The 22,779-nt window shown below is 73.6% G+C and carries 14 protein-coding genes and 1 riboswitch; of the genes, 11 read left to right on the top strand and 3 right to left on the bottom strand.

The window, feature by feature from the left end; translation table 11 throughout:
* Positions 1-277: 277 nt before the first annotated feature.
* Positions 278-1,591: a citrate/2-methylcitrate synthase gene (locus tag ABT122_RS01310; RefSeq protein WP_351543449.1), complete on the bottom strand. Its 1,314-nt coding sequence runs from the start codon at positions 1,589-1,591 to the stop codon at positions 278-280.
* A gap of 102 nt (positions 1,592-1,693) precedes the next feature.
* Here ABT122_RS01310 and ABT122_RS01305 point away from each other — a divergent pair, with 102 nt between their 5' ends.
* On the top strand, positions 1,694-2,860 hold the full coding sequence (locus tag ABT122_RS01305; protein WP_351543447.1) for a citrate synthase/methylcitrate synthase: 1,167 nt from the start codon (positions 1,694-1,696) through the stop codon (positions 2,858-2,860).
* Between the two features lie 12 nt (positions 2,861-2,872).
* Positions 2,873-4,009, top strand: coding sequence for a CobW family GTP-binding protein (locus ABT122_RS01300; RefSeq protein ID WP_351543445.1), 1,137 nt, complete (start codon positions 2,873-2,875; stop codon positions 4,007-4,009).
* 104 nt (positions 4,010-4,113) lie between these two features.
* Here ABT122_RS01300 and ABT122_RS01295 read toward each other — a convergent pair whose 3' ends face one another.
* Positions 4,114-6,564 (bottom strand): DNA gyrase/topoisomerase IV subunit A, encoded by a 2,451-nt coding sequence (locus ABT122_RS01295; protein WP_351543442.1) that lies wholly within the window; start codon positions 6,562-6,564, stop codon positions 4,114-4,116.
* A gap of 304 nt (positions 6,565-6,868) precedes the next feature.
* On the opposite strand from ABT122_RS01295, the gene ABT122_RS01290 reads away from it, so the two are divergent.
* From ABT122_RS01290 to ABT122_RS01275, 4 genes are all read left to right on the top strand, one after another.
* Positions 6,869-8,242: a M16 family metallopeptidase gene (locus ABT122_RS01290; protein WP_351543439.1), complete on the top strand. Its 1,374-nt coding sequence runs from the start codon at positions 6,869-6,871 to the stop codon at positions 8,240-8,242.
* 26 nt (positions 8,243-8,268) lie between these two features.
* Positions 8,269-9,636 (top strand): M16 family metallopeptidase, encoded by a 1,368-nt coding sequence (locus tag ABT122_RS01285; protein WP_502976076.1) that lies wholly within the window; start codon positions 8,269-8,271, stop codon positions 9,634-9,636.
* A gap of 209 nt (positions 9,637-9,845) precedes the next feature.
* Positions 9,846-10,006: riboswitch (cyclic di-AMP (ydaO/yuaA leader) on the top strand.
* A 13-nt stretch (positions 10,007-10,019) separates the two neighbouring features.
* Positions 10,020-10,793, top strand: a complete 774-nt coding sequence (locus ABT122_RS01280; protein ID WP_351543435.1) for a M23 family metallopeptidase — start codon at positions 10,020-10,022, stop codon at positions 10,791-10,793.
* A 292-nt stretch (positions 10,794-11,085) separates the two neighbouring features.
* Positions 11,086-11,763, top strand: coding sequence for a GntR family transcriptional regulator (locus ABT122_RS01275; protein WP_351543432.1), 678 nt, complete (start codon positions 11,086-11,088; stop codon positions 11,761-11,763).
* 511 nt (positions 11,764-12,274) lie between these two features.
* Here ABT122_RS01275 and ABT122_RS01270 read toward each other — a convergent pair.
* Complete coding sequence (locus ABT122_RS01270) at positions 12,275-12,556, bottom strand: HPr family phosphocarrier protein (RefSeq protein WP_351543429.1); 282 nt, start codon at positions 12,554-12,556, stop codon at positions 12,275-12,277.
* Between the two features lie 169 nt (positions 12,557-12,725).
* Between ABT122_RS01270 and ABT122_RS01265 the strand changes: the two genes are divergently transcribed.
* From ABT122_RS01265 to ABT122_RS01245, 5 genes are all read left to right on the top strand, one after another.
* On the top strand, positions 12,726-15,947 hold the full coding sequence (locus ABT122_RS01265) for a GNAT family N-acetyltransferase (protein WP_351543426.1): 3,222 nt from the start codon (positions 12,726-12,728) through the stop codon (positions 15,945-15,947).
* 46 nt (positions 15,948-15,993) lie between these two features.
* Positions 15,994-16,587 (top strand): DUF5998 family protein, encoded by a 594-nt coding sequence (locus tag ABT122_RS01260; RefSeq protein WP_351543423.1) that lies wholly within the window; start codon positions 15,994-15,996, stop codon positions 16,585-16,587.
* Positions 16,587-17,789 carry an alkaline phosphatase family protein gene (locus ABT122_RS01255; RefSeq protein ID WP_351543420.1) on the top strand — a complete coding sequence of 401 codons (1,203 nt, stop codon included), beginning with the start codon at positions 16,587-16,589 and terminating at the stop codon, positions 17,787-17,789. Before ABT122_RS01260 ends, ABT122_RS01255 begins: the two co-directional genes overlap by 1 nt.
* Before the next feature lie 136 nt (positions 17,790-17,925).
* Positions 17,926-18,576: a thymidine kinase gene (locus ABT122_RS01250; protein ID WP_351543418.1), complete on the top strand. Its 651-nt coding sequence runs from the start codon at positions 17,926-17,928 to the stop codon at positions 18,574-18,576.
* 171 nt (positions 18,577-18,747) lie between these two features.
* Positions 18,748-22,626: an FG-GAP-like repeat-containing protein gene (locus ABT122_RS01245; protein WP_351543416.1), complete on the top strand. Its 3,879-nt coding sequence runs from the start codon at positions 18,748-18,750 to the stop codon at positions 22,624-22,626.
* Positions 22,627-22,779 lie beyond the last annotated feature (153 nt).

Below are 22,779 nucleotides of genomic sequence, written 5' to 3'. Positions count from 1 at the left end.
GGCTTCCGGGCCCGCCACTTGGTCCCGGTCCTTGGTCACCAGGTCCCTGGCCCCCTGGCTCCGGAGCCCGTCGCTTGGTCCGGGTCCTTGCCCCCGGGTCCTTGGCCCCCTGGCCCATCGCTTGCCCTTGGCCCCCGGGTCCGGTGGCCGGTCCGGGCGGTGGGTCCGAAGGCGGTGAGGGCAGTGATCGTGGTCCCCGGCCCCTTGCCCCCGGCACTTGGCCGGCCGGCCGGGTCCGGCACCGGCGCGGGGCTGTGATCGTGGTTCCCGGTCCCCGTCAGGGCCGGGGTGGTGCCGGGGGTGGCAGAGGGAGGGGCGGGCGGGGGCCGGTGTAGTGGCCGCTCGGGCGCAGTCGCAGGGCGCCCTCCTCGTACTCCTCCAGCGCATGGGCGATCCACCCCGCCGTGCGGGCGACCGCGAAGACCGTCTCCCCCGCCTCGGGACGCATCCCCGACGCCACCGACAGCACGGCCAGCGCCAGATCGACATTGGCCCACTGCTCCGTCCGGCGCGCCGCCACCGCCTCGATCGCGTGGGCCGCCTCCAGGGCCTCCCGCGCGGCCGGAACCCCGGCCAGCGCGCCGAAGAGGGCCTCGGCCCGGGGGTCGCGGCCGGGGTAGAGATGGTGCCCGAGCCCCGGCACCCGGCGGCCGGAACGCAGCTGGTCCGCGACCACGGGGCCCGCGGCACCCCGTTCCAGCACCTCGGTCAGGGTCCTGTGCGCCAGCCCGCTGGCGGCCCCGTGCAGCGGCCCGTCGAGCGCGCCCAGGCCCGCGGAGACCGCGGCGTACGGATGGGCCCGGGTCGACGCCGCCACCCGTACGGCCAGCGTCGACGCGGCCAGATCGTGGTCGATGAGCAGCGCGAGCGCCATGTCCAGGGCCCGCAGGGACGCCTCGTCGGGCTCCCGGGCGGTCAGCCGGGTCCACAGGCGGGCGGCGATGAGCCGCTCCGCGCCGGCCCCACCCGCCCCGGCCCGGGCGCCCCCGGCCTCCGGTCCTCCTCCGGCGGCCGGCGGCAGCGCGTCGACCAGCGTCGGGATCATGATCCGGGCGCTGCCGAGCACCGCGTCCCGGCCGAGGTCGAAACGGACCGGGTCCATGACCGCCGCGGCGATCACCGCCGCCCGCAGCCGGTCCGCCGACCCGCTGCCCGGGGGCAGCGCCCCGACCGCGCGCCGCGCCGCCGCGAGGGTCTCCGGCGGCGCGGTGAACCGGGTCCCGGTGCGCAGGGTGCCGGTCCAGAGCCAGTCCGCGATCTCCTCGTAGTGGTGGTGCCGGGCCAGCTCACCGGCGTCGACCCCGCGGAACCAGCACCGTCCCCCGTCGATGAGGGTGATGCCGGTACGGATCTGCTGGAGGCCGCCCCCGCCCGGCGCGGGCTCCCTGCGGCTCCTGCGGGCGAGCGCCCCGACCTCCGCCGCGTCGAAGGTGCTGCCGCGCCCGCCCGGATCGCGGCGGCTGGTGAGCTGGCCCCGGCTGACGTACGCGTACAGCGTCGCGGGCTTCACTCCCAGCCGCTCGGCCGCCTCCCGGGTGGTCAGCCGCTCCCCGGCCGCCGCACCGTCGCCCGCACTGCTCTGATCCGCCATGAGGTCACCGTACACACTCCATCCATATATTGATTCAATCAATATTGACACTCGTTGAGTCAAGAGTGGAGAGTCGAATCAATCGTGACCGAGGAGACCTCCATGCACTCCACCACCGCATCCGCATCCGCATCCGTCGCCGTGCCGCGCGGGCTCGCGGGCGTCGTCGTCACCGACACCGCGCTCGGCGACGTCCGGGGCCGCGAGGGCTTCTACCACTACCGCCAGTACTCGGCCGCCGAGCTGGCCCGGAGCCGGGGCTTCGAGGACATCTGGCATCTGATGTTCCACGGACATCTGCCGGACGCCGCCGAGCGCGCCGCCTTCCTCGCGCGCACCGCCTCCCTGCGCCGGCTCCCCGACGAGGTGCGCGCGGCGCTGCCCGCCATCGCCCGGGCGAGCGCCCCCTCCGGCCCGCTCGCCGGGCTGCGCACCGCGCTCTCCCTGCTCGGCGCCGCTGCGGGCCTGCGGCCGGTGTACGACCTCGCCCCCGAGGAGCGCCGCGCCGACGCGCTCGCCGCCTGTGCCGCCGTACCGACGCTGCTCACCGCGCTGCACCGGCTGGGCGAGGGGCTGGAGCCCGTCGAGCCGCGCGCGGACCTCCCGTACGCCGCCAACTACCTCTACATGCTCACCGGCACCGAACCGGACCCCGTGCGGGCGCGCGCGGTCGAGCAGTACCTCAACTCCACCGTCGACCACGGCTTCAACGCCTCCACCTTCACCGGGCGGGTGATCGCCTCCACCGGGGCCGATGTGGTGGCGGCGCTGACCGGTGCCATCGGCGCGCTCTCCGGGCCGCTGCACGGCGGCGCGCCCAGCCGCGCCCTGGACACCCTCGACGCGATCGGGACCCCCGGCCGCAGCCGGTCCTGGATCAGGGAGCGGGTCCTGGCGGGCGACCGGATCATGGGCTTCGGCCACCCCGTGTACCGCACCGAGGACCCGCGCTCACGGATGCTGCGGACCATCGCGGAGGAGTTCGGCGGCCCCCTGGTGGAGCTGGCCGTCCAGGTGGAGCGGGACGTGGTCGACCTCCTCGCCGAGCTGAAGCCGGGGCGGGAGCTGCACACCAACGTGGAGTTCTACGCCGGAGTGGTCATGGAGCTGTGCGGGCTGCCGCGCCAGATGTTCACCCCGACCTTCTGTGCGGCCCGGGTGATCGGCTGGAGCGCCAATATCCTGGAGCAGTCGGCGGACTCGAAGATCATCCGCCCGGCGGCCCGCTACACGGGCCCGCCCCCGCCGCAGCCCGTGCCCGCAGTCTGAGAGAGGCCCCAGGTGAGTCCCGTCCCCCCGCCGAGCAGGCAGATCCCCGTCATCGTCCTCGCGGGCTTCCTCGGATCGGGCAAGACCACCTTGCTCAACCATCTGCTCCGGGCGAGCCGGGGCACCCGGATCGGCGCGATCGTCAATGACTTCGGCTCCATCGAGATCGACGCCATGACCGTGGCCGGCCAGCTCGGCGACTCCACCGTCTCCCTCGGGAACGGCTGTCTGTGCTGTGCTGTCGACGCCGGCGAACTCGATGTCTTCCTGGAGAAGCTCGCCCGGCCCGCCGCCCGCCTCGATGTGATCGTGATCGAGGCGAGCGGCCTCGCCGAACCGCAGGAACTCGTCCGGATGGTCCTCGCCAGCGAGAACGAGCGGATCGTGTACGGAGGACTGGTCGAGGTCGTCGACGCGGCCGAGTTCGAGGCCACGCGCGAGCGCCACCCCGAGATCGACCGGCATCTCGCCGTCGCCGACCTCGTCGTCCTCAACAAGACGGACCGGGTGGACGCCGCCGCGCTCGCCCGGCTGCGCGGACTGCTCGGCCCGGGGGCCGCGGTGGTCGACGCGGTGTACGGGAGGGTCGATCCGGAGCTGCTCCTCGACCGCCGGCCGAGCGCGGAGCGCGTGGGCCAGCTCGCCTTCGAGGACCTGCTGGAGGAGGAGGGGCCGGAGGGGGCCGCCGGGGGCGGCGCGGGGCACGCGGGGCATCTGCACACCGCGTACGAGAGCGTGGCGTTCACCACCCCCGATCCCCTGCACCCCCGGCGGCTGCTGGACTTCCTCGACACCCGTCCCGAGGGGCTCTACCGGATCAAGGGGTTCGTCGACTTCGGCGCCGCCGACCCGGACCACCGCTACGCCGTCCACGCCGTCGGCCGGTTCCTGCGCTTCTACCCCGAGCCCTGGCCCGCCGGCGCCGAGCGCCTCACCCAGCTCGTGCTGATCGGCTCGGGCGTCGACGGCCCCGCCCTGCTGGCGGAACTCGGCTCCGCCCGCGCGGACGGACCGCGTGACGCCCCCGACGAGCGCAGCATGTGGGGCGTCCTGCGGTATGTGCCCCGGCCGTCCGGGGCGTCCGACGAGGTGCCGGTGCCGGAGGAGGTCCCGCTGTACGAGGAGGTGCCGGCGCGGCGGGACGGCTGAGCCCCTCCGCGCCGCGCGCCGCAGACCGCCGGACCCGGGCCCAGGCACGGACCCGGGCCCAGGCACGGACCCGGGCACGGGCACGGACCCGGGCCCGCACACCGCTAGGTCGCCGGCCCCGCCAGCACCGCCACCACCGAATCGGGCGGGGTGCCCGAGCCGTCGCGGCGCGGGTCCGGCTCCGGCAGCCCCGCCGGGGTGCCGTTCTGCTGGGAGGCTCTCGCCGGGGCCGGTCCCGCCCAGGCCAGCAGCAGATGGTCCTCGCCCTTGAGGAAGCGCTGACACCGCACTCCGCCCGTCGCCCGGCCCTTGCGCGGATACTGGTCGAACGGGGTGAGCTTCACCGAGGTGGCCGAGTCGTCCAGCGCGCCGGTCGAGCCGGCGGCCGTGAACACCACCGCGTCCGCGGCCGGGTCCACCGCCGTGAACGAGAGCACCCGGGCGCCGTCCGCCAGCTTGATGCCGGCCATGCCGCCCGCCGCCCGGCCCTGCGGCCGGACCTGCGCGGCCGGATAGCGCAGCAACTGCGCGTCGGACGAGATGAAGACGAGATCCTCCTCGCCGGTGCGCAACTCGGCCCCGCCGACGATCCGGTCGCCGTCCTTGAGGGTGATGACCTCCAGCTCCTCCTTGTTCGCCGGATAGTCGGGCACCACGCGCTTGACGACGCCCTGGAGGGTGCCGAGCGCCAGCCCCGGCGACGACTCCTCCAGCGTGGTGAGACAGACCACCGTCTCGTCCGGCTCCAGGGAGAGGAACTCCGACATCGGCGCCCCGCCCGAGAGGGTGGGCGCGGCGGCGGTCTGCGGCAGCTGCGGCAGATCGATCACCGCGAGCCGCAGCAGCCGGCCGGCCGAGGTCACCGCGCCCACATCGGCGCGCGCGGTCGCCAGGACCGCCGAGACGATCAGATCGTGCTTGGCGCGCTTGGCCCCCGGCTCCGGCAGCGGCTCGCCCGTGGCCGTGCGCGCCAGCAGCCCGGTGGAGGAGAGCAGCACCCGGCACGGGTCGTCGGCGACCTCCAGGGCCACCGCGGCGACCGGGGCGGCCCCCGACTCCAGCAGGACCGTGCGCCGCTCGGTGGTGAACTTCTTGGCCACCGCCGCCAGCTCGCCCGAGACCAGCTTGCGCAGCTCACCGTCCGACTCCAGGATGCGGGTCAGCGCCTCGATCTCGCCGGTCAGCCGGTCGCGCTCGCTCTCCAGCTCGATCCGGTCGAACTTGGTGAGCCGCCGCAGCGGGGTGTCCAGGATGTACTGGGTCTGGATGTCGCTGAGGGAGAAGCGCTCGATCAGCCGCTCCTTCGCCTGCGCCGAGTTCTCGCTGGAGCGGATGACGCGGATCACCTCGTCGATGTCCACCAGCGCGACGAGCAGACCCTCCACCAGGTGCAGCCGGTCCCGGCGCTTGGTGCGGCGGAACTCGCTGCGCCGGCGCACCACGGTGAAGCGGTGGTCGAGATAGACCTCCAGCAGCTCCTTGAGGCCCAGGGTCAGCGGCTGGCCGTCGACCAGCGCCACATTGTTGATGCCGAAGGACTCCTCCATCGGCGTCAGCTTGTAGAGCTGCTCCAGCACGGCCTCCGGCACGAAGCCGTTCTTGATCTCGATCACCAGCCGCAGCCCGTGGGAGCGGTCGGTGAGGTCCTTGACATCGGCGATGCCCTGGAGCTTCTTCGAGCCGACCAGGTCCTTGATCTTCGCGATCACCTTCTCCGGCCCCACCGAGAACGGCAGTTCGGTGACGACCAGGCCCTTGCGGCGCGGGGTGACGTCCTCGACCGTGGCCGTGGCGCGGATCTTGAAGGTGCCCCGGCCCGACGCGTAGGCGTCCTTGATGCCGGCCAGGCCCACGATCCGGCCGCCGGTCGGCAGGTCGGGCCCCGGGATGAAGCGCATCAGCGCCTCCAGGTCGGCGCCCGGGTACCGGATCAGATGGCGGGCGGCGGCGATGACCTCGCCCAGATTGTGCGGCGGCATATTGGTCGCCATGCCGACCGCGATCCCGGACGATCCGTTGACCAGCAGATTCGGATACGCCGCCGGAAGGGCGACGGGCTCCCGCTCCTGGCCGTCGTAGTTCGGCGCGAAGTCGACCGTGTCCTCGTCGATGGACTCCGTCATCAGCGAGGTGGCGTCCGCCATCCGGCACTCGGTGTACCGCATGGCGGCGGGCGGGTCGTCATTGCCCAGGGAGCCGAAGTTCCCGTGGCCGTCGACCAGGGGGACGCGCATGGAGAAGGGCTGGGCCATCCGCACCAGCGCGTCGTAGATCGACGCGTCGCCGTGGGGGTGGAGCTTGCCCATGACCTCGCCCACGACCCGGGCGCACTTCACATAGCCGCGGTCGGGGCGCAGGCCCATCTCGTTCATCTGGTAGACGATGCGGCGCTGGACCGGCTTCATGCCGTCCCTGGCGTCGGGCAGGGCACGGGAGTAGATCACCGAGTAGGCGTACTCAAGGAAGGAGCCCTGCATCTCGTCGACGACGTCGATGTCGAGAATGCGCTCCTCGAAATCTTCGGGCGGCGGGGTTTTCGTGCTGCGGCGGGCCATCGCGGCTGCTGCTCCTTCACGTACCGGATCGGGAACTGACGCCGACCATTGTGGACCGTCCCGCTGACAACGCCCGACACGACCCGGGGTCGCGGGCCTCCACCGCGCGCCCCGGAGCGGGTCCGGCACCGGCCGGGGGAGCGGCCCGGCACCCTCGGGGAAGCGTCCGGAGACCGGAACGAGACCAAACGAGACCAAAGGAGAGCACCGGTGCGCCGGGAACTTCGCCAGGTGTCAGCCCGCTTGCATACAGTGGCAGTGCTGGGAAAACAACACCCACAGCATCGCGATCGAAGGGACGTACATGCCCATGGGTCACACGGCCACAGCGCAGGCCGGTTCGGGCGGCCTGACAGCGACGGAGCACCGGCTGGCCAATGGCCTGCGCGTGGTGCTCTCCGAGGACCATCTGACGCCGGTCGCCGCGGTCTGCCTCTGGTACGACGTGGGCTCGCGTCACGAGGTCAAGGGCCGTACCGGACTCGCCCACCTCTTCGAGCACCTGATGTTCCAGGGTTCCAAGCAGGTCCACGGCAACGGCCACTTCGAGCTGGTGCAGGGCGCCGGTGGTTCGCTCAACGGCACCACCAGCTTCGAGCGCACCAATTATTTCGAGACCATGCCCACCCACCAGCTGGAGCTGGCGCTCTGGCTGGAGGCCGACCGGATGGGCTCCCTCCTCGCCGCGCTCGACGACGAGTCGATGGAGAACCAGCGCGACGTCGTCAAGAACGAGCGCCGTCAGCGCTACGACAACGTCCCGTACGGCACCGCCTTCGAGAAGCTGACCGCCCTCTCCTACCCCGAGGGCCATCCTTACCACCACACCCCCATCGGCTCCATGGCCGATCTGGACGCGGCGACCCTCGACGACGCCCGCGCCTTCTTCCGTACGTACTACGCGCCGAACAACGCCGTGCTCTCCGTTGTCGGGGACATCGACCCGGAGCGGACCCTCGCCTGGATCGAGAAGTACTTCGGTTCGATCCCCTCCCACGACGGCAAGCAGCCCCCGCGCGACGGCTCCCTCCCGGAGAACATCGGCGAGCAGCTGCGCGAGGTCGTGGAGGAGGACGTCCCGGCGCGGGCGCTGATGGCCGCCTACCGGCTCCCGCACGACGGCACCCGCGAGTGCGACGCCGTCGATCTGGCGCTCACGGTGCTCGGCGGCGGCGAGTCCTCCCGGCTGCACAACCGGCTGGTCCGCAGGGACCGCACCGCCGTCGCGGCCGGCTTCGGGCTGCTGCGGCTCGCCGGGGCCCCCTCGCTGGGCTGGCTGGACGTGAAGACCTCCGGCGGCGTCGAGGTCCCGCAGATCGAGACCGCCGTCGACGAGGAGCTGGCCCGGTTCGCCGATGAGGGCCCGACCCCCGAGGAGATGGAGCGCGCCCAGGCCCAGCTGGAGCGCGAGTGGCTGGACCGCCTCTCCACCGTCGCGGGCCGCGCCGACGAACTCTGCCGGTACGCGGTGCTCTTCGGGGACCCGCAGCTGGCGCTGACCGCCGTCGACCGGGTCCTCGACATCACCGCCGACGAGGTGCGCGCGGTCGCCGCGGCCCGGCTGCGCCCCGACAACCGGGCGGTGCTGGTGTACGAGCCGGTGGCCGCCGACGCCGATGCCGACGACCCGTCCGACACGACCGAGCAGAGCGACGACGAAGAAGGGGCGCGCCAGTGACCGACGCCGCCGAGCCGCTGACCACCATGGAGTTCCACCCGCAGCCGCAGGCCGGGGAGGCCAGGCCCTGGGCGTTCCCCGCCCCCGACCGCGGCACCCTGGACAACGGCCTGACCGTGCTGCGCTGTCACCGCCCCGGACAGCAGGTCGTGGCGGTCGAGGTCTCCCTCGACGCGCCGCTCGACGCCGAGCCCGAGGGCCTCGACGGCATTGCCACGATCATGGCGCGGGCGCTCTCGGAGGGCACCGACAAGCGCTCCGCCGAGGAGTTCGCCGCCGAGCTGGAGCGGTGCGGCGCCACGCTCGACGCACACGCCGACCACCCCGGTGTCCGGGTCTCGCTGGAGGTCCCGGTCTCCCGGCTGCCCAAGGCGCTCGGGCTGGTGGCCGAGGCCCTGCGGGCCCCCGCGTTCCTCGACACCGAGATCGAGCGGCTGGTGCGCAACCGGCTGGACGAGATCCCGCACGAGACGGCCAACCCGGGCCGCCGGGCCGCCAAGGAGCTGTACCGGCAGCTCTTCCCGGAGTCCCTGCGGATGTCCCGTCCGCGCCAGGGCACCGAGGAGACCGTCGCCCGGATCGACGCGGCGGCCGTGCGCGCCTTCTACGAGGCGCATGTCCGCCCCGCCACCGCCACCGCGGTGATCGTCGGCGATCTCGCCGAGGTCGATGTCGACGCCGTGCTCGCCGAGACCCTCGGCGAGTGGACGGGCGACACCGCGGACCTGCGCCCCGTGCCGGCGGTCACCGCCGACGACACCGGCCGGGTGGTCGTCGTGGACCGCCCCGGCGCGGTCCAGACCCAGGTGCTGATCGGACGGGTCGGCGCGGACCGCCACGACCGGGTCTGGCCCGCCCAGGTGCTCGGCACCTACTGCCTCGGCGGCACGCTGACCTCCCGGCTCGACCGGGTGCTCCGCGAGGAGAAGGGCTACACCTACGGTGTGCGCGCCTTCGGCCAGGTGCTGCGCTCCGCCCCGGACGGCTCGGGCGTCTCCCTGCTCGCCATCAGCGGCTCGGTGGACACCCCCAACACCGGCCCGGCCCTCGACGATCTGTGGAAGGTGCTGCGGACCCTGGCGGCCGGCGGGCTCACCGACGCCGAGCGGGATGTGGCGGTGCAGAACCTGGTGGGCGTCGCCCCGCTGAAGTACGAGATGGCCGCCTCCGTCGCGGGCACGCTGGCCGACCAGGTCGAGCAGCACCTCCCCGACGACTACCAGGCCCAGCTCTACGTCCGGCTGGCCGAGACCGGCACGGTGGAGGCGACGGTCGCGGTGGTCAACGCCTTCCCGCAGGACCGGCTGGTCACGGTCCTGGTGGGGGACGCCGCGCAGATCGCGGAGCCCGTCAAGGCCCTCGGTATCGGTGAAGTGACCGTCGTCACCGGCTGATCGGGACGGATGAGGGAACCCCGGCGGCCACGGGTGCCGGGGTTCCCTCATCTGGCTGCCATATGTCCCTTTTGATCGTTTGTCATGGGGAAGATGCCTTTCTGGGCTGTGGCATGTGCAACAAAAGCAGCTCTTTGTTTGGCGGAGGGAAGATCCCGCGCTTAGCGTCGGTCCGGCTGTTCGCCCGCACGACGCCGCACCCGTGGCACGGGCAGCCATCGCCGAATCCCCCAGGGCGCGAGTCCGGGGAACCGGGGACCCACCGTCCCAGGGGTGAATCGAGCGCCTTCGCCGCCATGCGGAGGGGCCCGTAGGAGACCTTCCTGCTCCGAACCCGTCAGCTAACCCGGTAGGCGAGAAGGAAGGAAAGGACCAGCCTCTCCATGGCGTTGACCCGCCCCACCGGGAAACACCGTGCGCCTGGCCGGATGACGCGCAGAAGCGCGAGCATCGCCGGTGTCGCCACCCTCGCCACCACCGGAGTCTGCGGAACCCTCGCCGCCCCGGCCCACGCCGCCGGATCGGGCGCGCCGTCCCTGGAGGACACCGGATCGCTGATGATCATCAGCGCCGACGCCGACGCGGACTCCCTCGCCGACGAGGTCGCCGACCAGGCGGCCACCCAGAAGTCCGCGGCCGTCGCCCGGGTCCAGGCCGCCGAGGAGGCCCAGCGCAGGGCCGACGAGCGGGCCCGTGAGGCCCGTGCGGCCGAGGAGCGCGCCGCCCGTGAGGCAGAGCGCCGCCGGCTCAACACCTTCCAGTCCCCCGTCGCCGGTTCCCATGTCTCCACCGGCTACCGCGCCGGCGGCTCCCTCTGGTCCTCCGGCAGCCACTCCGGCATCGACTTCCACGCCCCCCACGGCACCCCCGTGATGTCGGTCGGCATGGGCACGGTCGTGGAGGCGGGCTGGGGCGGCGCCTATGGCAACAACGTCGTCATCAGGATGAACGACGGCTCCTACACCCAGTACGGCCATCTGGCGTCCATCGGTGTCACGGCGGGCCAGAGCGTCGTGGCGGGCCAGCAGATCGGCCTCGCGGGCTCCACGGGCAACTCCACCGGGCCCCACCTCCACTTCGAGGCCAGAGGCGGCGCCGACTACGGCTCCGACATCGACCCGGTCGCCTATCTGCGCGCCCACGGAGTCTCCCTCTGACACCACCGCGCCGGGCCCGGCGGCGTCCCGTCGGACGCCCGGCGCCCCCGGAGCGCGGCCGGCCCGCACCGTCATCCCACCGAAGGCCCCGGCGGCAGCGCGCCGGGGCCTTCGGCGTGCCGCCGCCCGGTCCGGGGCTGCGGCCGGGTGGCGGCCGGGGTGGCGGCCGGAAGGAATCCCCGGCCGTCGAGAGGCCATCGGAAAACGGGGGCCGCTGCAATAGAGTCGCCGAACAGACGTCAGACCGGCTGCGTTCCACGCGGAGTGAGCGGATGAAGGCGGAGGTTCGGTGATGCGCGTTCCCGCGCACTCGGTAGGCACGGCGCTCCGCGACGACATCGTCTCCGGGGTGTTCCCGCGCGGCGGCCGGCTCGCGGAGGAGCAGCTCGCCCGCCGCTACGGAGTCTCCCGCATCCCGGTGCGCGAGGCCCTGCGCACCCTGGAGTCCGAGGGCTTTGTCGTCATCCGCAGACACGCCGGTGCCCAGGTCGCCGAGCCCACCGAGCAGGAGGCCGCCGATCTGCTGGAGGTCAGGGCGCTGCTGGAGCCGCTGGGCGCGGCCCGCGCCGCCCGGCGGCGCACCGAGGCACACCTCAAGGTGCTGCGCGGCCTGGTCCGCCTCGGCCAGGAGCGGGCCCGCCGGGGGCAGAGCCAGGACCTGCGGGCCCTCGCCGGCTGGTTCCACGAGACCCTGGCCGGGGCCTCCGGGAGCCCGGGGCTGATCGCGCTGCTCACCCAGCTCCGGCACAAGATCGCCTGGATGTACGCGGTGCAGCCGCCGGCCGAGCCCGCGGCGTCCTGGGCCGAGTACGGGGCGATCGTGGACGCGGTGGCGCGCGGGGACGCGGAGCGGGCGCGGGCGCTCACCGCGCTGCACGCCGAGCGCACCGCCGGGGCGCACCGGCTGCGGAGCGCGGAACCGGCTCGCCCGGCGCACCGATCCGTGACGACGGCGCGCGTCCGGAACTAGGGACTGAGTGGGGCTGGGTCCGGTGCCGTGCGGCGCGAGGCGGAGGATGGGGTCACTGCGGGGCGGGCAGGGGTGACGGACGACACCGCGGCGAGGTGCGGTGCCGGGGCGCGCGAGCCCAGCGAGATCCACACGACATACCCCGGCGGAGGGGTGCGACGGCCCGTCACGGCTCTCCGGCGGGCCGCTCAGGGAACGCCGTGCCCGGTGCTCCCGGATTCGGCGGGCGGGGTGCCCTCCCGGCGCCCGGCTGTGCGACGGTGCGGTGGTGTGCCCGGATTCCGTGCCGTGCGGGCCGGACTCCTGCCGGGTGGTCATCCGGACATGCGGTCCCGGGGCCCGGTGTCCGGTGTTCAGTGCCCGGTGTTCGTCCGGGTGTACGGCTCGGAAGCCGGCCGCGTCGGCCGAGACGGTCGTGGGCCGCGCATCCGGCAAGGCGCGGGGCCGGGAACGGCGATGGCCGGGGAGTCCCCGTCGGGGGTTCCCCGGCCACACTGCCCGCGCTATCGGGTCAGACCGTCTCCGGAAGCTCTTCCAGCCCCTCGGCCACCAGCTTGGCCAGCCGGTCCAGGGCGGCTTCCGCGCCCTCCGCGTCGGACGCGAGCACGATCTCCTCGCCGCCCTGGGCGCCCAGGCCCAGCACCGCGAGCATGGAGGCGGCGTTGACCGCGTTGCCGTCGGCCTTGGCGATCGTGACCGGGACGCCGGAAGCCGATGCGGCCCGGACGAAGATGGAGGCGGGTCGGGCGTGAAGGCCCTCGGCCCAGCCGACATGGACGCGGCGCTCAGCCATGGTGTTGCCCTTCAATGAAATCGGTTGTCTAGACCAGTGTGCCATGGTATGAAGATCGACTGCCGCAGGTCCCGGAACGGCGGGCCACCCGGCCCCGGCACCCGGTCCCGACGGCCCTCCCCGCCCCCGTGAACCCCCGCCCGGCGGGAGCGCGCCGTACGCTTTCGGCATGCACACGCGGCCGGAGCAGACCTACCCCGATCACTGGGAAGCGGACGTGGTGCTGCGCGACGGGGGCACCGCGCGCATCCGCCCCATCACCACCGAGGACGCCGAGCGGCTGGTCAGCTTCTACGAGCAGGTCTCGGACGAGTCCAAGTACTACCGCTTCTTCGCGCCCTACCCCCAGCTCTCCGCCAAGGATGTCCACCGGTTCACCCATCACGACTACGTGGACCGGGTGGGGCTCGCGGTCACGGTGGGCGGCGAGTTCATCGCGACCGTCCGCTACGACCGGATCGACGCGCGGGGGCGTCCGGCGAGCGCCCCCGCCGACCGGGCCGAGGTCGCCTTTCTCGTCCAGGACGCCCATCAGGGGCGGGGGGTGGCCTCCGCCCTCCTCGAACACATCGCCGCGGTCGCCCGCGAGCGCGGCATCCGGCGGTTCGCGGCCGAGGTGCTCCCCGCGAACACCAAGATGATCAAGGTGTTCCGGGACGCCGGATTCACCCAGAAGCGCAGCTTCGAGGACGGCTCCGTCCATCTCACCCTCGATCTCGAACCCACCGCGAAGTCCCTCGCCGTGCAGCGCGCCCGGGAGCAGCGGGCCGAGGCCCGCTCCGTGCAGCGGCTGCTCGCCCCCGCGTCGGTCGCGGTGATCGGGACCGGCCGGGAGCCGGGCGGCCTGGGCCGGACCGTGCTGCGCAATCTGCTCGCCGCCGGATACACCGGCCGGGTCCGCGCCGTGAACCTCGCCTTCCCCGCCACCACGCGGGAGGTGGACGGAGTGCCCGCCTTCCGGTCCGTCGCCGACGCCGTGGCCGACGCGGGGGAACCCGTGGACCTCGCGGTCGTCGCGGTTCCGGCGGAGCGGGTGCCCGAGGTGGTCGCCGACTGCGGCGAACACGGGGTGCGCGGGCTCGTGGTGCTCTCCGCCGGCTACGCGGAGAGCGGGGTCGAGGGCCGGGCGCGCCAGCGGGACCTGGTCCGCCAGGCCCGCTCGTACGGGATGCGGATCATCGGCCCGAACTCGTTCGGGATCATCAGCACGGCCGAGTCCGTACGGCTCAACGCCTCGCTCTCGCCGCAGGCGCCGGAGCGGGGACGGATCGGGCTCTTCACCCAGTCCGGGGCGATCGGTATCGCGCTGCTGTCGGGGCTGCACCGCCGCGGGGCGGGGCTGTCCACCTTCATCTCGTCCGGGAACCGGGCGGACGTCTCCGGCAACGACTTCCTCCAGTACTGGTACGAGGACCCGGACACCGATGTCGTCCTGCTCTACCTGGAGTCGATCGGCAACCCGCGCAAGTTCACCCGGCTCGCGCGGCGGACGGCGGCCGTCAAGCCGGTCGTGGTGGTCAAGGGCGCCCGGCACAGCGGCAGCGAGCCGCCCGGGCACGCGGTGGTGGTGACCAGGATTCCGGACGCGGCCGTCGGCGCGCTGCTGCGCCAGGCGGGGGTGATCCGGGTCGACACGGTCACCGAGCTGATCGACGCGGGCCTGCTGCTCGCGGGCCAGCCGCTGCCCGCGGGCCCCCGGGTGGCGATCCTCGGCAACTCCGAGTCGCTCGGGCTGCTGACGTACGACGCCTGCCTCGCGGAGGGGCTGCGGCCGATGCCGCCGCTCGATCTGACCACGGAGGCGACGCCGGCCGACTTCCGGGCCGCGCTCACCCGGGCGCTGGCGGACGAGGGGTGCGACGCCGTGGTGGTGACGGCGATCCCCTGGGTCGGAGAGAACGGCGAGCCGGAGTCGGGCGACGGCGAGGTGCTGGCCGCCGCCCTGCGCGAGGCGGCGGCCTCGGCCCCGGCGAAGCCCGTGGCGGTGGTCCATGTCGAGCTGGGCGGCCTCTCGGCCGCCCTCGCCGCGGTCCGCCCCCCGGCGAGGCCCGCCCCGGACCCCGGCCTTCCGGCTCCGGGCCTTGGCCTTCAGGCTTCGGGCCCCGGCCTTCCGGCTCCGGGGCTTGGCCATCCGGTTTCGGACCCCGGCCCTCCGGCCCCGGACCCCGGCCTTCCGGCTCCGGACTCCGGCCTTCCGGCTCCGGGCCTTGGCCATCCGGTTTCGGACTCCGGCCTTCCCGCCCCGGACCCCGGCCTTCCCGCCCCGGCGGACCCGCTCCGGGACCGGACGGCCCCGGCGACCCCGGACTCCGCGCCGGCGACCGGCCCGGCCGCGCCCGCCGACCCGCCCGCCGACGCGTCCGGAGGCCCGGCCGCGAGCGCTGGCCCGAGCACCGGCTCCGGCCCGGCCACCGGCTCCGGCCCGGCCACCGGCTCCGGCCAGGGCCCCGGCCCCGGCACAGCCGCCGGCCACGGCCCCGGCACAGCCGCGGACACAGCCATGGGCACCGCCCCCCGCGCCCCCGGCAGCGCCCGCATCCCCGCGTACCCCGCCGCCGAGCGGGCCGTCCGGGCGCTGTCGCAGGCGGTGGCGTACGCCCAGTGGCGGCGCGGCGCCGCCGAGCCCGGGACCGTGCCCGCCTACGACGACATCGACGAGAGCGGCGCCGCACGCCAGATTGAACGGCTGCTCCACACGGGCGGCACCGGCACCCTCCCGCCCACCGACGCCCACGAGCTGCTCGCGCGGTACGGCATCGATCTGCTCCCCGCCCTCCCCGCCCCCGGCCCCGACGACGCGGCCCGGGCCGCGCGGGTGCTCGGCTACCCGGTCGCCCTCAAGACCACCGCGCCGCATCTGCGCCACCGCCCCGACCTCGGCGGCGTACGGCTCGACCTCGCCGACGAGGACCGGCTCCGCCGGGCCTACCACGAGCTGACCCATGCCCTCGGCAAGCCCGAGGAGCTGCGCCCCGTCGTCCAGTCCATGGCCCCCCGGGGCGTCGACACCGTCGTCCGGGCCGTCATCGACCCGGCCGTCGGCGCTGTTCTCTCCTTCGGGCTGGCCGGAGCCGCCTCCGAGCTGCTCGGCGACACCTCCCACCGGCTGGTGCCCGCCACCGACCGGGATGTCGCCGAACTCATCCGATCCATCCGGACGGCACCCCTCCTCTTCGGCTGGCGGGGCTCCGCCCCCGTCGACACCCCGGCGCTCGAAGAGCTGCTGCTGCGGGTATCACGGCTGGTCGACGACCATCCGGAGGTGGTGGGAATCAGTCTTGAACCCGTCGTCGTGGCGCAGCACGGCCTCTCCGTCCTCGGTGCGTCGGTCCGGCTCGCGCCCTCCGCGACCTTCACTGACCTGGGGCCGCGCCGTCTGCCCAGCTACTGAGCGGACTGAGCGCTCGGTGCCGCTCCGGCCCCGTAGGATGGACCGCATGGCGAAGACCGGTACGACGACCCAGGGGCTGCGCGCGGCGATCGAGCGCAGCGGCTACTACCCGGCTCTCGTGGCAGAGGCGGTGGAGGCCGCTGTCGGCGGGGAGCAGATCGCGTCGTACCTGGTCCACCAGGAGACCACGTTCGACGCCAATGAAGTGCGCCGCCACGTCACCGTGCTCGTTCTCACCGCCAACCGTTTCATCGTCAGCCACACCGACGAGCAGACGGCCGACTCCAGCTCGCCCACGCCGTACGCGACCACCTCCACCGAGTCCGTGAAGCTCGACCGGATCTCGTCCGTGGTCGTCAGCCGGGTCGTGGCCAACCCGGAGTCGTACACCCCCGGTACGCTGCCCCGCGAGGTCGTCCTCACCATCGGCTGGGGCGCCGTCTCCCGGCTCGACCTGGAGCCCGCCGCCTGCGGCGACCCCAACTGCGAGGCCGACCACGGCTACACGGGCAACTCCACCGCCGACGACCTCAGCCTCCGCGTCAGCGAGGCCGGCGACGGCCCGGACACGGTCCGTCAGACCCTCGTCTTCGCCCAGGCGATCTCCGAGGCGACCGCGGCCACCGGTATCGCCCGCTGATGGTCCAGCCCGCGACGGCCGCCCTCTGGCCCGACGACCCCGAACCGCTCGCGCTCGCCGGCGCCCCCGTCCCCGCGTACGGCGCCGGATCGCTCGCCGATCTGCTGCCGACCCTCGCGGCCGGACAGGGCGTACCGGGGTTCAGCCCGCTCATACCGGAGCTGGGCCCGGCCGACCGCAACTGCGTCTTCCTGATCGACGGCCTCGGCTGGGAGCAGATCCGCAGCCATCCGGACGAGGCGCCCTTCCTCACCTCGCTGCTGCCCACCTCGCGCGGCGGCACCGGGACCCCGATCACCGCCGGCTTCCCCTCCACCACCGCCACCTCGCTCGCCTCCGTCGGCACCGGGCTCCCCCCGGGCGCCCACGGACTGGCCGGCTACAGCGCGCGCAACCCCGCCACCGGTGAGCTGATGAACCAGCTCCGGTGGAAGCCGTACACCGACCCGGGCGCCTGGCAGCCGTATCCGACCGTCTTCCGGCGCGCCCACGAGGCCGGGGTGCACACCGCGCAGGTCTCGTCCCCGGTCTTCGAACAGACCCCGCTCACCAAGGTCGCCCTCAGCGGAGGCACCTTCCACGGCCGGCTCTCCGGCGAGGACCGGATGGACCTCGCCGCCGCCCAGCTCGCCGCCGGTGACCGCTCCCTGGTCTACACGTACTACAGCGAGGTCGACGGCAAGGGCCACCGCTTCGGCATCGACTCCGACGCCTGGCGCGGCCAGCTGATGTACGTCGACCGGCTGGCGCAGCGCCTCGCCGAGCAGCTGCCGCCGCGCGCCGCGCTCTATGTCACCGCCGACCACGGAATGATCGATATCCCCTTCGACGAGGAGTCGCGCATCGACTTCGACGAGGACTGGGAGCTGGGCGCCGGGGTCGCCCTCCTCGGCGGCGAGGGCCGGGCGCGCCATGTGTACGCGGTCCCGGGCGCCGAGGCCGATGTGCTCACCGTCTGGCGCGAGGTGCTGGGCGACAGATTCTGGGTCGCGAGCCGTGCCGAGGCCGTCGAGGCCGGCTGGTTCGGGCCGTCGGTCGACGAGCGGGTGCTCGGCCGGATCGGCGATGTGGTCGCCGCCGCCTGCGCGGATGTGGCGATCACCGCCTCCGTCGCCGAGCCGCACGAGTCGGCGATCGTCGGCATGCACGGCTCGATGACCCCGGTGGAGCAGCTGGTGCCGCTGCTCGAAGTGCGCTCGTAGCGCCCGTCGCGCTCGCACCGTCGCGCCCCTTGATCTGACAACGCCCCGATACAACGATGCCCCGACCCGACGACGCCCCGACACAACGACGCCTCCGCCCTCACGGCGCCCCCGAACCGAAAGGCCCCGACCTCCCATGCCCGAGCTGGTTTTCTTCTCCGGAACGATGGACTGCGGGAAGAGCACTCTGGCACTCCAGATCGGTCACAACCGGTCGGCCCGGGGCCTCCAGGGCGTGATCTTCACCCGGGACGACCGGGCGGGGGAGGGGAAGCTCTCCTCCCGGCTCGGCCTGGTCACGGAGGCCGTGGAAGCCGCCCCGGGCATGGATCTGTACGGCTATCTGGTGGACCAGATGTCCAGGGGCGGCAGGGTCGACTATGTGATCGTGGACGAGGCCCAGTTCCTCGCCCCGGCCCAGATCGACCAGCTCGGCCGCGTCGTGGACGACCTGGACCTGGATGTCTTCGCCTTCGGCATCACCACCGACTTCCGCACCAAGCTGTTCCCCGGCTCGCAGCGGCTGATCGAGCTGGCGGACCGGATAGAGACCCTCCAGGTCGAGGCGATGTGCTGGTGCGGCGCGCGCGCCACCCACAACGCCCGCACGGTGGGCGGGGAGATGGTGGTGGAGGGCGAGCAGGTCGTCGTGGGCGATGTGAACCGCCCGGTGGAGGAGATCGGTTACGAGGTGCTCTGCCGGCGCCATCACCGGCGGCGGATGACCAGCGCGGCGGTACGGGCGGGCGCGCTGTCGCCCGATGTCCTGCCGGTCACCCCGGCCTGAGCCGGCCCGGCCCCGGCCGGGAGGCGTCCGCCCCTCCGCCGCCGGGCGGCTGATCTTTGCGTCACCTTTCTCCGCAGGTCCGGACAAGTCCGCGGGGAGCGATGGACGGCGTGATCGAACTGGGCTAGAGGTGGGGATGTTCCGCTCGACCCGCTCGACCAGAGGGCCTTGATGAGACATCTCCCGGGGACGCCGCGAAGACGGAAGTCCCTGTCCCGCGAACCGGTTTCCCGCACCCCCGCCCCGGCCTCCTCTTCCCGCGGGCCCGGGGCCCGGCGGGCGCTGCGCCTGCTGGCCCTGCTGCTGACCACCGGAGCGCTGACCGCCGGGACCCTGACAGCGGGCACCGGGAGCGCCGCCGCGCGGCCCGCCGCCGCACCGGCACCCGCAGTCCCCGCCCCCGCCGGACCGCCCACCGAGGGCCGTTTCACCATCCAGAGCGTGGGCGGCGGCTACCAGATATCGGGCAGCGAACTCCTCCTCCGCACCAGCCGTCCCAAGGGGGACGAGGACAACCAGCAGTGGTACTTCGAGGCGTCCGGCGCCGGTACCCACAAGATCAGGAATCCCACCCGGGACGACCGCTGCGCGGCCCGGGACTCCAACGCCGAGGGCGCGGCCCGGCTCGCCTTCCGCGACTGCGCCGCGACCGCGACCGACTGGCAGATCCAGCGCGTGGCGGGGGAGCGGTACCGCATCCTCGTGCCCGGCGGCGCGGAGATCCTGCGCAGCGCCCACGAGGGCGGTGAGGTCACCTTCGACACCACGGTGCCGGCGAAGCCCACCGTCGCCGAGGACGTCGCCTTCGCCAAGCCGCACCAGCCCGGCCTGCAAGGGGCGCGGGACGCCTGGGACTCGTACCGCCACACGCTCTGGTACATCACCCCGGTCGACCCCGCGCGCGGCGCCATGCCCGCCGATCCGACCTTCGACCAGCGGACCCATCTCACCACGCACAACGCCTTCTACAACCAGGACGACGCCAACGGCGCCGCGCCCTTCCCGGCCCAGCCCAACTCCATCGCCACCCAGCTGCGCAACGGGGTGCGGGGGCTGATGCTCGACGCCTACCAGTTCAACGGCAGGGTCCGGATGTGCCACGGCGCGTGTCTGCCGACCTCGCAGCCGATGTCCGATGTCGTCGTCGACATCGCCAACTTCCTCAGAGCCGAGGAGTACCGGAACGAGATCGTCACGGTCTTCGTCGAGGACTACACGGAGCCGGGTGAGCTGGCGGCCGAGGTCGGGGACGACCTGGGCGCCGCCGGAGTCCTCAACGGCCTGGTGTTCGAGCCGAACAGCGCCCTGTGGAATGTGCGGTCGCAGGGCTGGCCCAAGGTCTCCCGGATGGTCGCCGAGAACAAGCGGCTCGTCCTGTTCTCCTCCAAGGACGACAAGGAGTCGCTCGGGTTCATGAACCAGTCCGACTGGACCGCGGAGAACTACTGGTCCATGGGCGCCGGAATCGGCAACTCGGACTGGAGCTGCTACTCCCGCTGGGGCGATGTCCCGCTCGCCAAGGAGGAGGGAAAGTTCCGGCGGCTGTTCGTCATGAACCACTTCCGGGACGCCGCCGGGGACATCACCTCCGGCGGGGACAACCAGAAGGCGCTCAACCGCGCCCAGCGGTTCTGCTCCACCGCGGCCCGGAAGAAGCCCAACTTCCTCGCGATCGACCGCTACCAGACCGGGAATCCGATGAGCGCCGTCGACGCGCTCAACGAGTACACGTACCACGGTGACACCCCCGGCTACGGCGGCACCCGAGCGGAGCAGGGCGACGACTGGTCGGTGCCGAGGCTCACCGTCATGCCGCTCGGCGACTCGATCACCGAGGGCGCGGGCAGCTCGACCCGTTCCAGCTACCGCGCCGCGCTCTGGCCCCGGCTCACCGGCCGGACCACCGCGCTGGACTTCGTCGGCTCGCAGCGGCACGGCCAGCTCCCCGACACCGACCACGAGGGCCACTCCGGCTGGCTGATCGACGGTCTCTCCGCCAACATCGACGGCTGGCTGGCCGCCGCCCGGCCCAATGTCGTCCTGCTGCACATCGGCACCAACGACATGGACCGCAACCACCAGGTCGCGACCGCGCCGGCCCGGCTCGCCGGGCTGATCGACCAGATCGTCGCCGCCTCTCCGGCCACCACGGTCCTCGTGGCGTCCCTGGTGCCGTCCACCTCCCCTGCCGTGCAGGCCCGGGTCACCGCGTACAACGCCCAGATCCCGGGGATCGTCGCGGAGCGGCGGGCCGTGGGGCACAAGGTGGAGCATGTCGACATGTCCGCCGTCACCACGGCCGATCTGCGGGACCGGCTCCACCCGAACGACGCCGGTTACGTGAAGATGGCGGACGCCTTCTTCGGCGGCGTCTCCCGGGTCGCGCGCGACGGCTGGATCAGCGAGCAGGTCGATGTGCGGCCCGCCGTGCCCCGCACGGGTCTGGGCGACTACCAGGTCGACCTGAACGCCGACCGCCGCGCCGACTATCTGGTGGTCGAGGCGAGCGGCGCCGTGCGCGCCTGGCTGAACAAGGGCGGCGACGGGCGCGGCGGCTGGACCGCGGCGGGTCAGGTCGCCTCCGGCGTGGGCGCCCCCGGCGCTTCGGTGCGGTTCGCCGATCTGAACGGCGACGGATACGCCGACTATCTGGTCGTCGACGCCAATGGGGCGGTGCGGGCCTGGCTGAACAAGGGCGGCACCGGCATCGCCGGCTGGACCGCGGCGGGTCAGGTCGCCTCCGGTACGGGGGCCTCCGCCGACCAGGTGCGGTTCGCCGACCTCAACGCCGACGGATACGCCGACTACGTCACGGTCGACACCCGGGGCGCGGTCCAGGCGTGGCTCAACAACGGCGGCACCGGCACCACCGGCTGGACGGAGGCCGGTCAGATCGCCTCCGGTGTGGGAGTGCCCGCCGACCAGGTGCGGTTCGCCGACGCCAACGCCGACGGGTACGCCGACTATCTGGCGGTCGACACGAACGGCGCGGTGCGGGCCTGGATCAACAAGGGCGGCACCGGCCTCACGGGCTGGACCGCCACCGGACAGATCGCCTCCGGGGCGAACGCCCCCGGCTCATCGGTGCGCTTCGCCGACCTCGACGCCGACCGCCGCGCCGACTACCTGGTCGTGGAACCGACCGGCGCGATCCGCGCCTGGCTCAACAACGGGGGCGACGGCACGGGCGTGGGCGGCGGCTGGACCCCGGCCGGAACCGTGGCGCCCGCCACCGGTGTCACCGGCTCCCAGGTCCGGTTCGCCGATGTCGACGCCGACCGCCGGGACGACTACCTGGTGGTGGCCGCCGATGGCTCGGTGCGCGCGTGGCTGAACAACGGGACCGGTGGCTGGACCCCGGCGGGCCAGATCACCGGTGGTGTCGGCGCACCCGGCGACCAGGTGCGGTTCGCCGACCTGAACGCGGACGGCCGCGCCGACTATCTGGTGGTCGAACCCACCGGCGTCACCCGCGCCTGGCTCCACAACGGCGGCGACGGCCACGGCGGCTGGACCCCGCTGGGCATCTACGCCTCCGGTACGGGCGCGCCCGCCGACCAGGTGCGGTTCGCCGACACCAACGCCGACGGCCGGGCCGACTATCTGGTGGTGGCGGCCGACGGTTCGGTGCGCGTCTGGCTGAACAACGGAGGGGACGGCAACGGGGGCTGGGGCACCGGCACCGCCTTCGCCTCCGGTACGGGCGCGGCCGGCGACCAGGTGCGGCTGTCGGACGTCAACGCCGACGGCCGGGCCGACTATCTGGCCGTGGCCGCCAATGGGGCGGTGCGGGCCTGGCTGAACAAGGGCGGCAACGGCAACGGGGGCTGGACGCCGCAGGGCGCCTACGCCCCGAGCGCCGGCGCCCCCGGCTCCCAGGTCCTCTTCGCCGAGGTCAACGGAGACGGCCGGGCCGACTATCTGGTGGTGGCGGCGGACGGTTCGGTGCGCGTCCGGCTGAACAACGGGGGTGAACTCACCGGGGGCTGGGCGAGCCTCGGCACCATCGCCTCCGGCGCCGGAGCCCCCGCGAACCAGGTCCGTATCTGACCCCGGGCACGGGCACGGGCTCGGGCCCGGTCACCCCGGGCACAGGCTCGGGCCCGGTCACCTGGGACTCGGGCTCCGGCCTGGTCACCCCGGGCACAGGCTCGGGCCCGGTCACCCCGGGCTGAGGAACCGCGAAGGTCCACAGGATCGACT

The organism is Streptomyces sp. NPDC001985 (assembly GCF_040296845.1).
In the GTDB taxonomy this organism is placed as follows: Bacteria; Actinomycetota; Actinomycetes; order Streptomycetales; family Streptomycetaceae; genus Streptomyces.
Note: the sequence above shows the minus strand (reverse complement) of the source record. Positions and strands in the feature narration are given on the sequence as shown.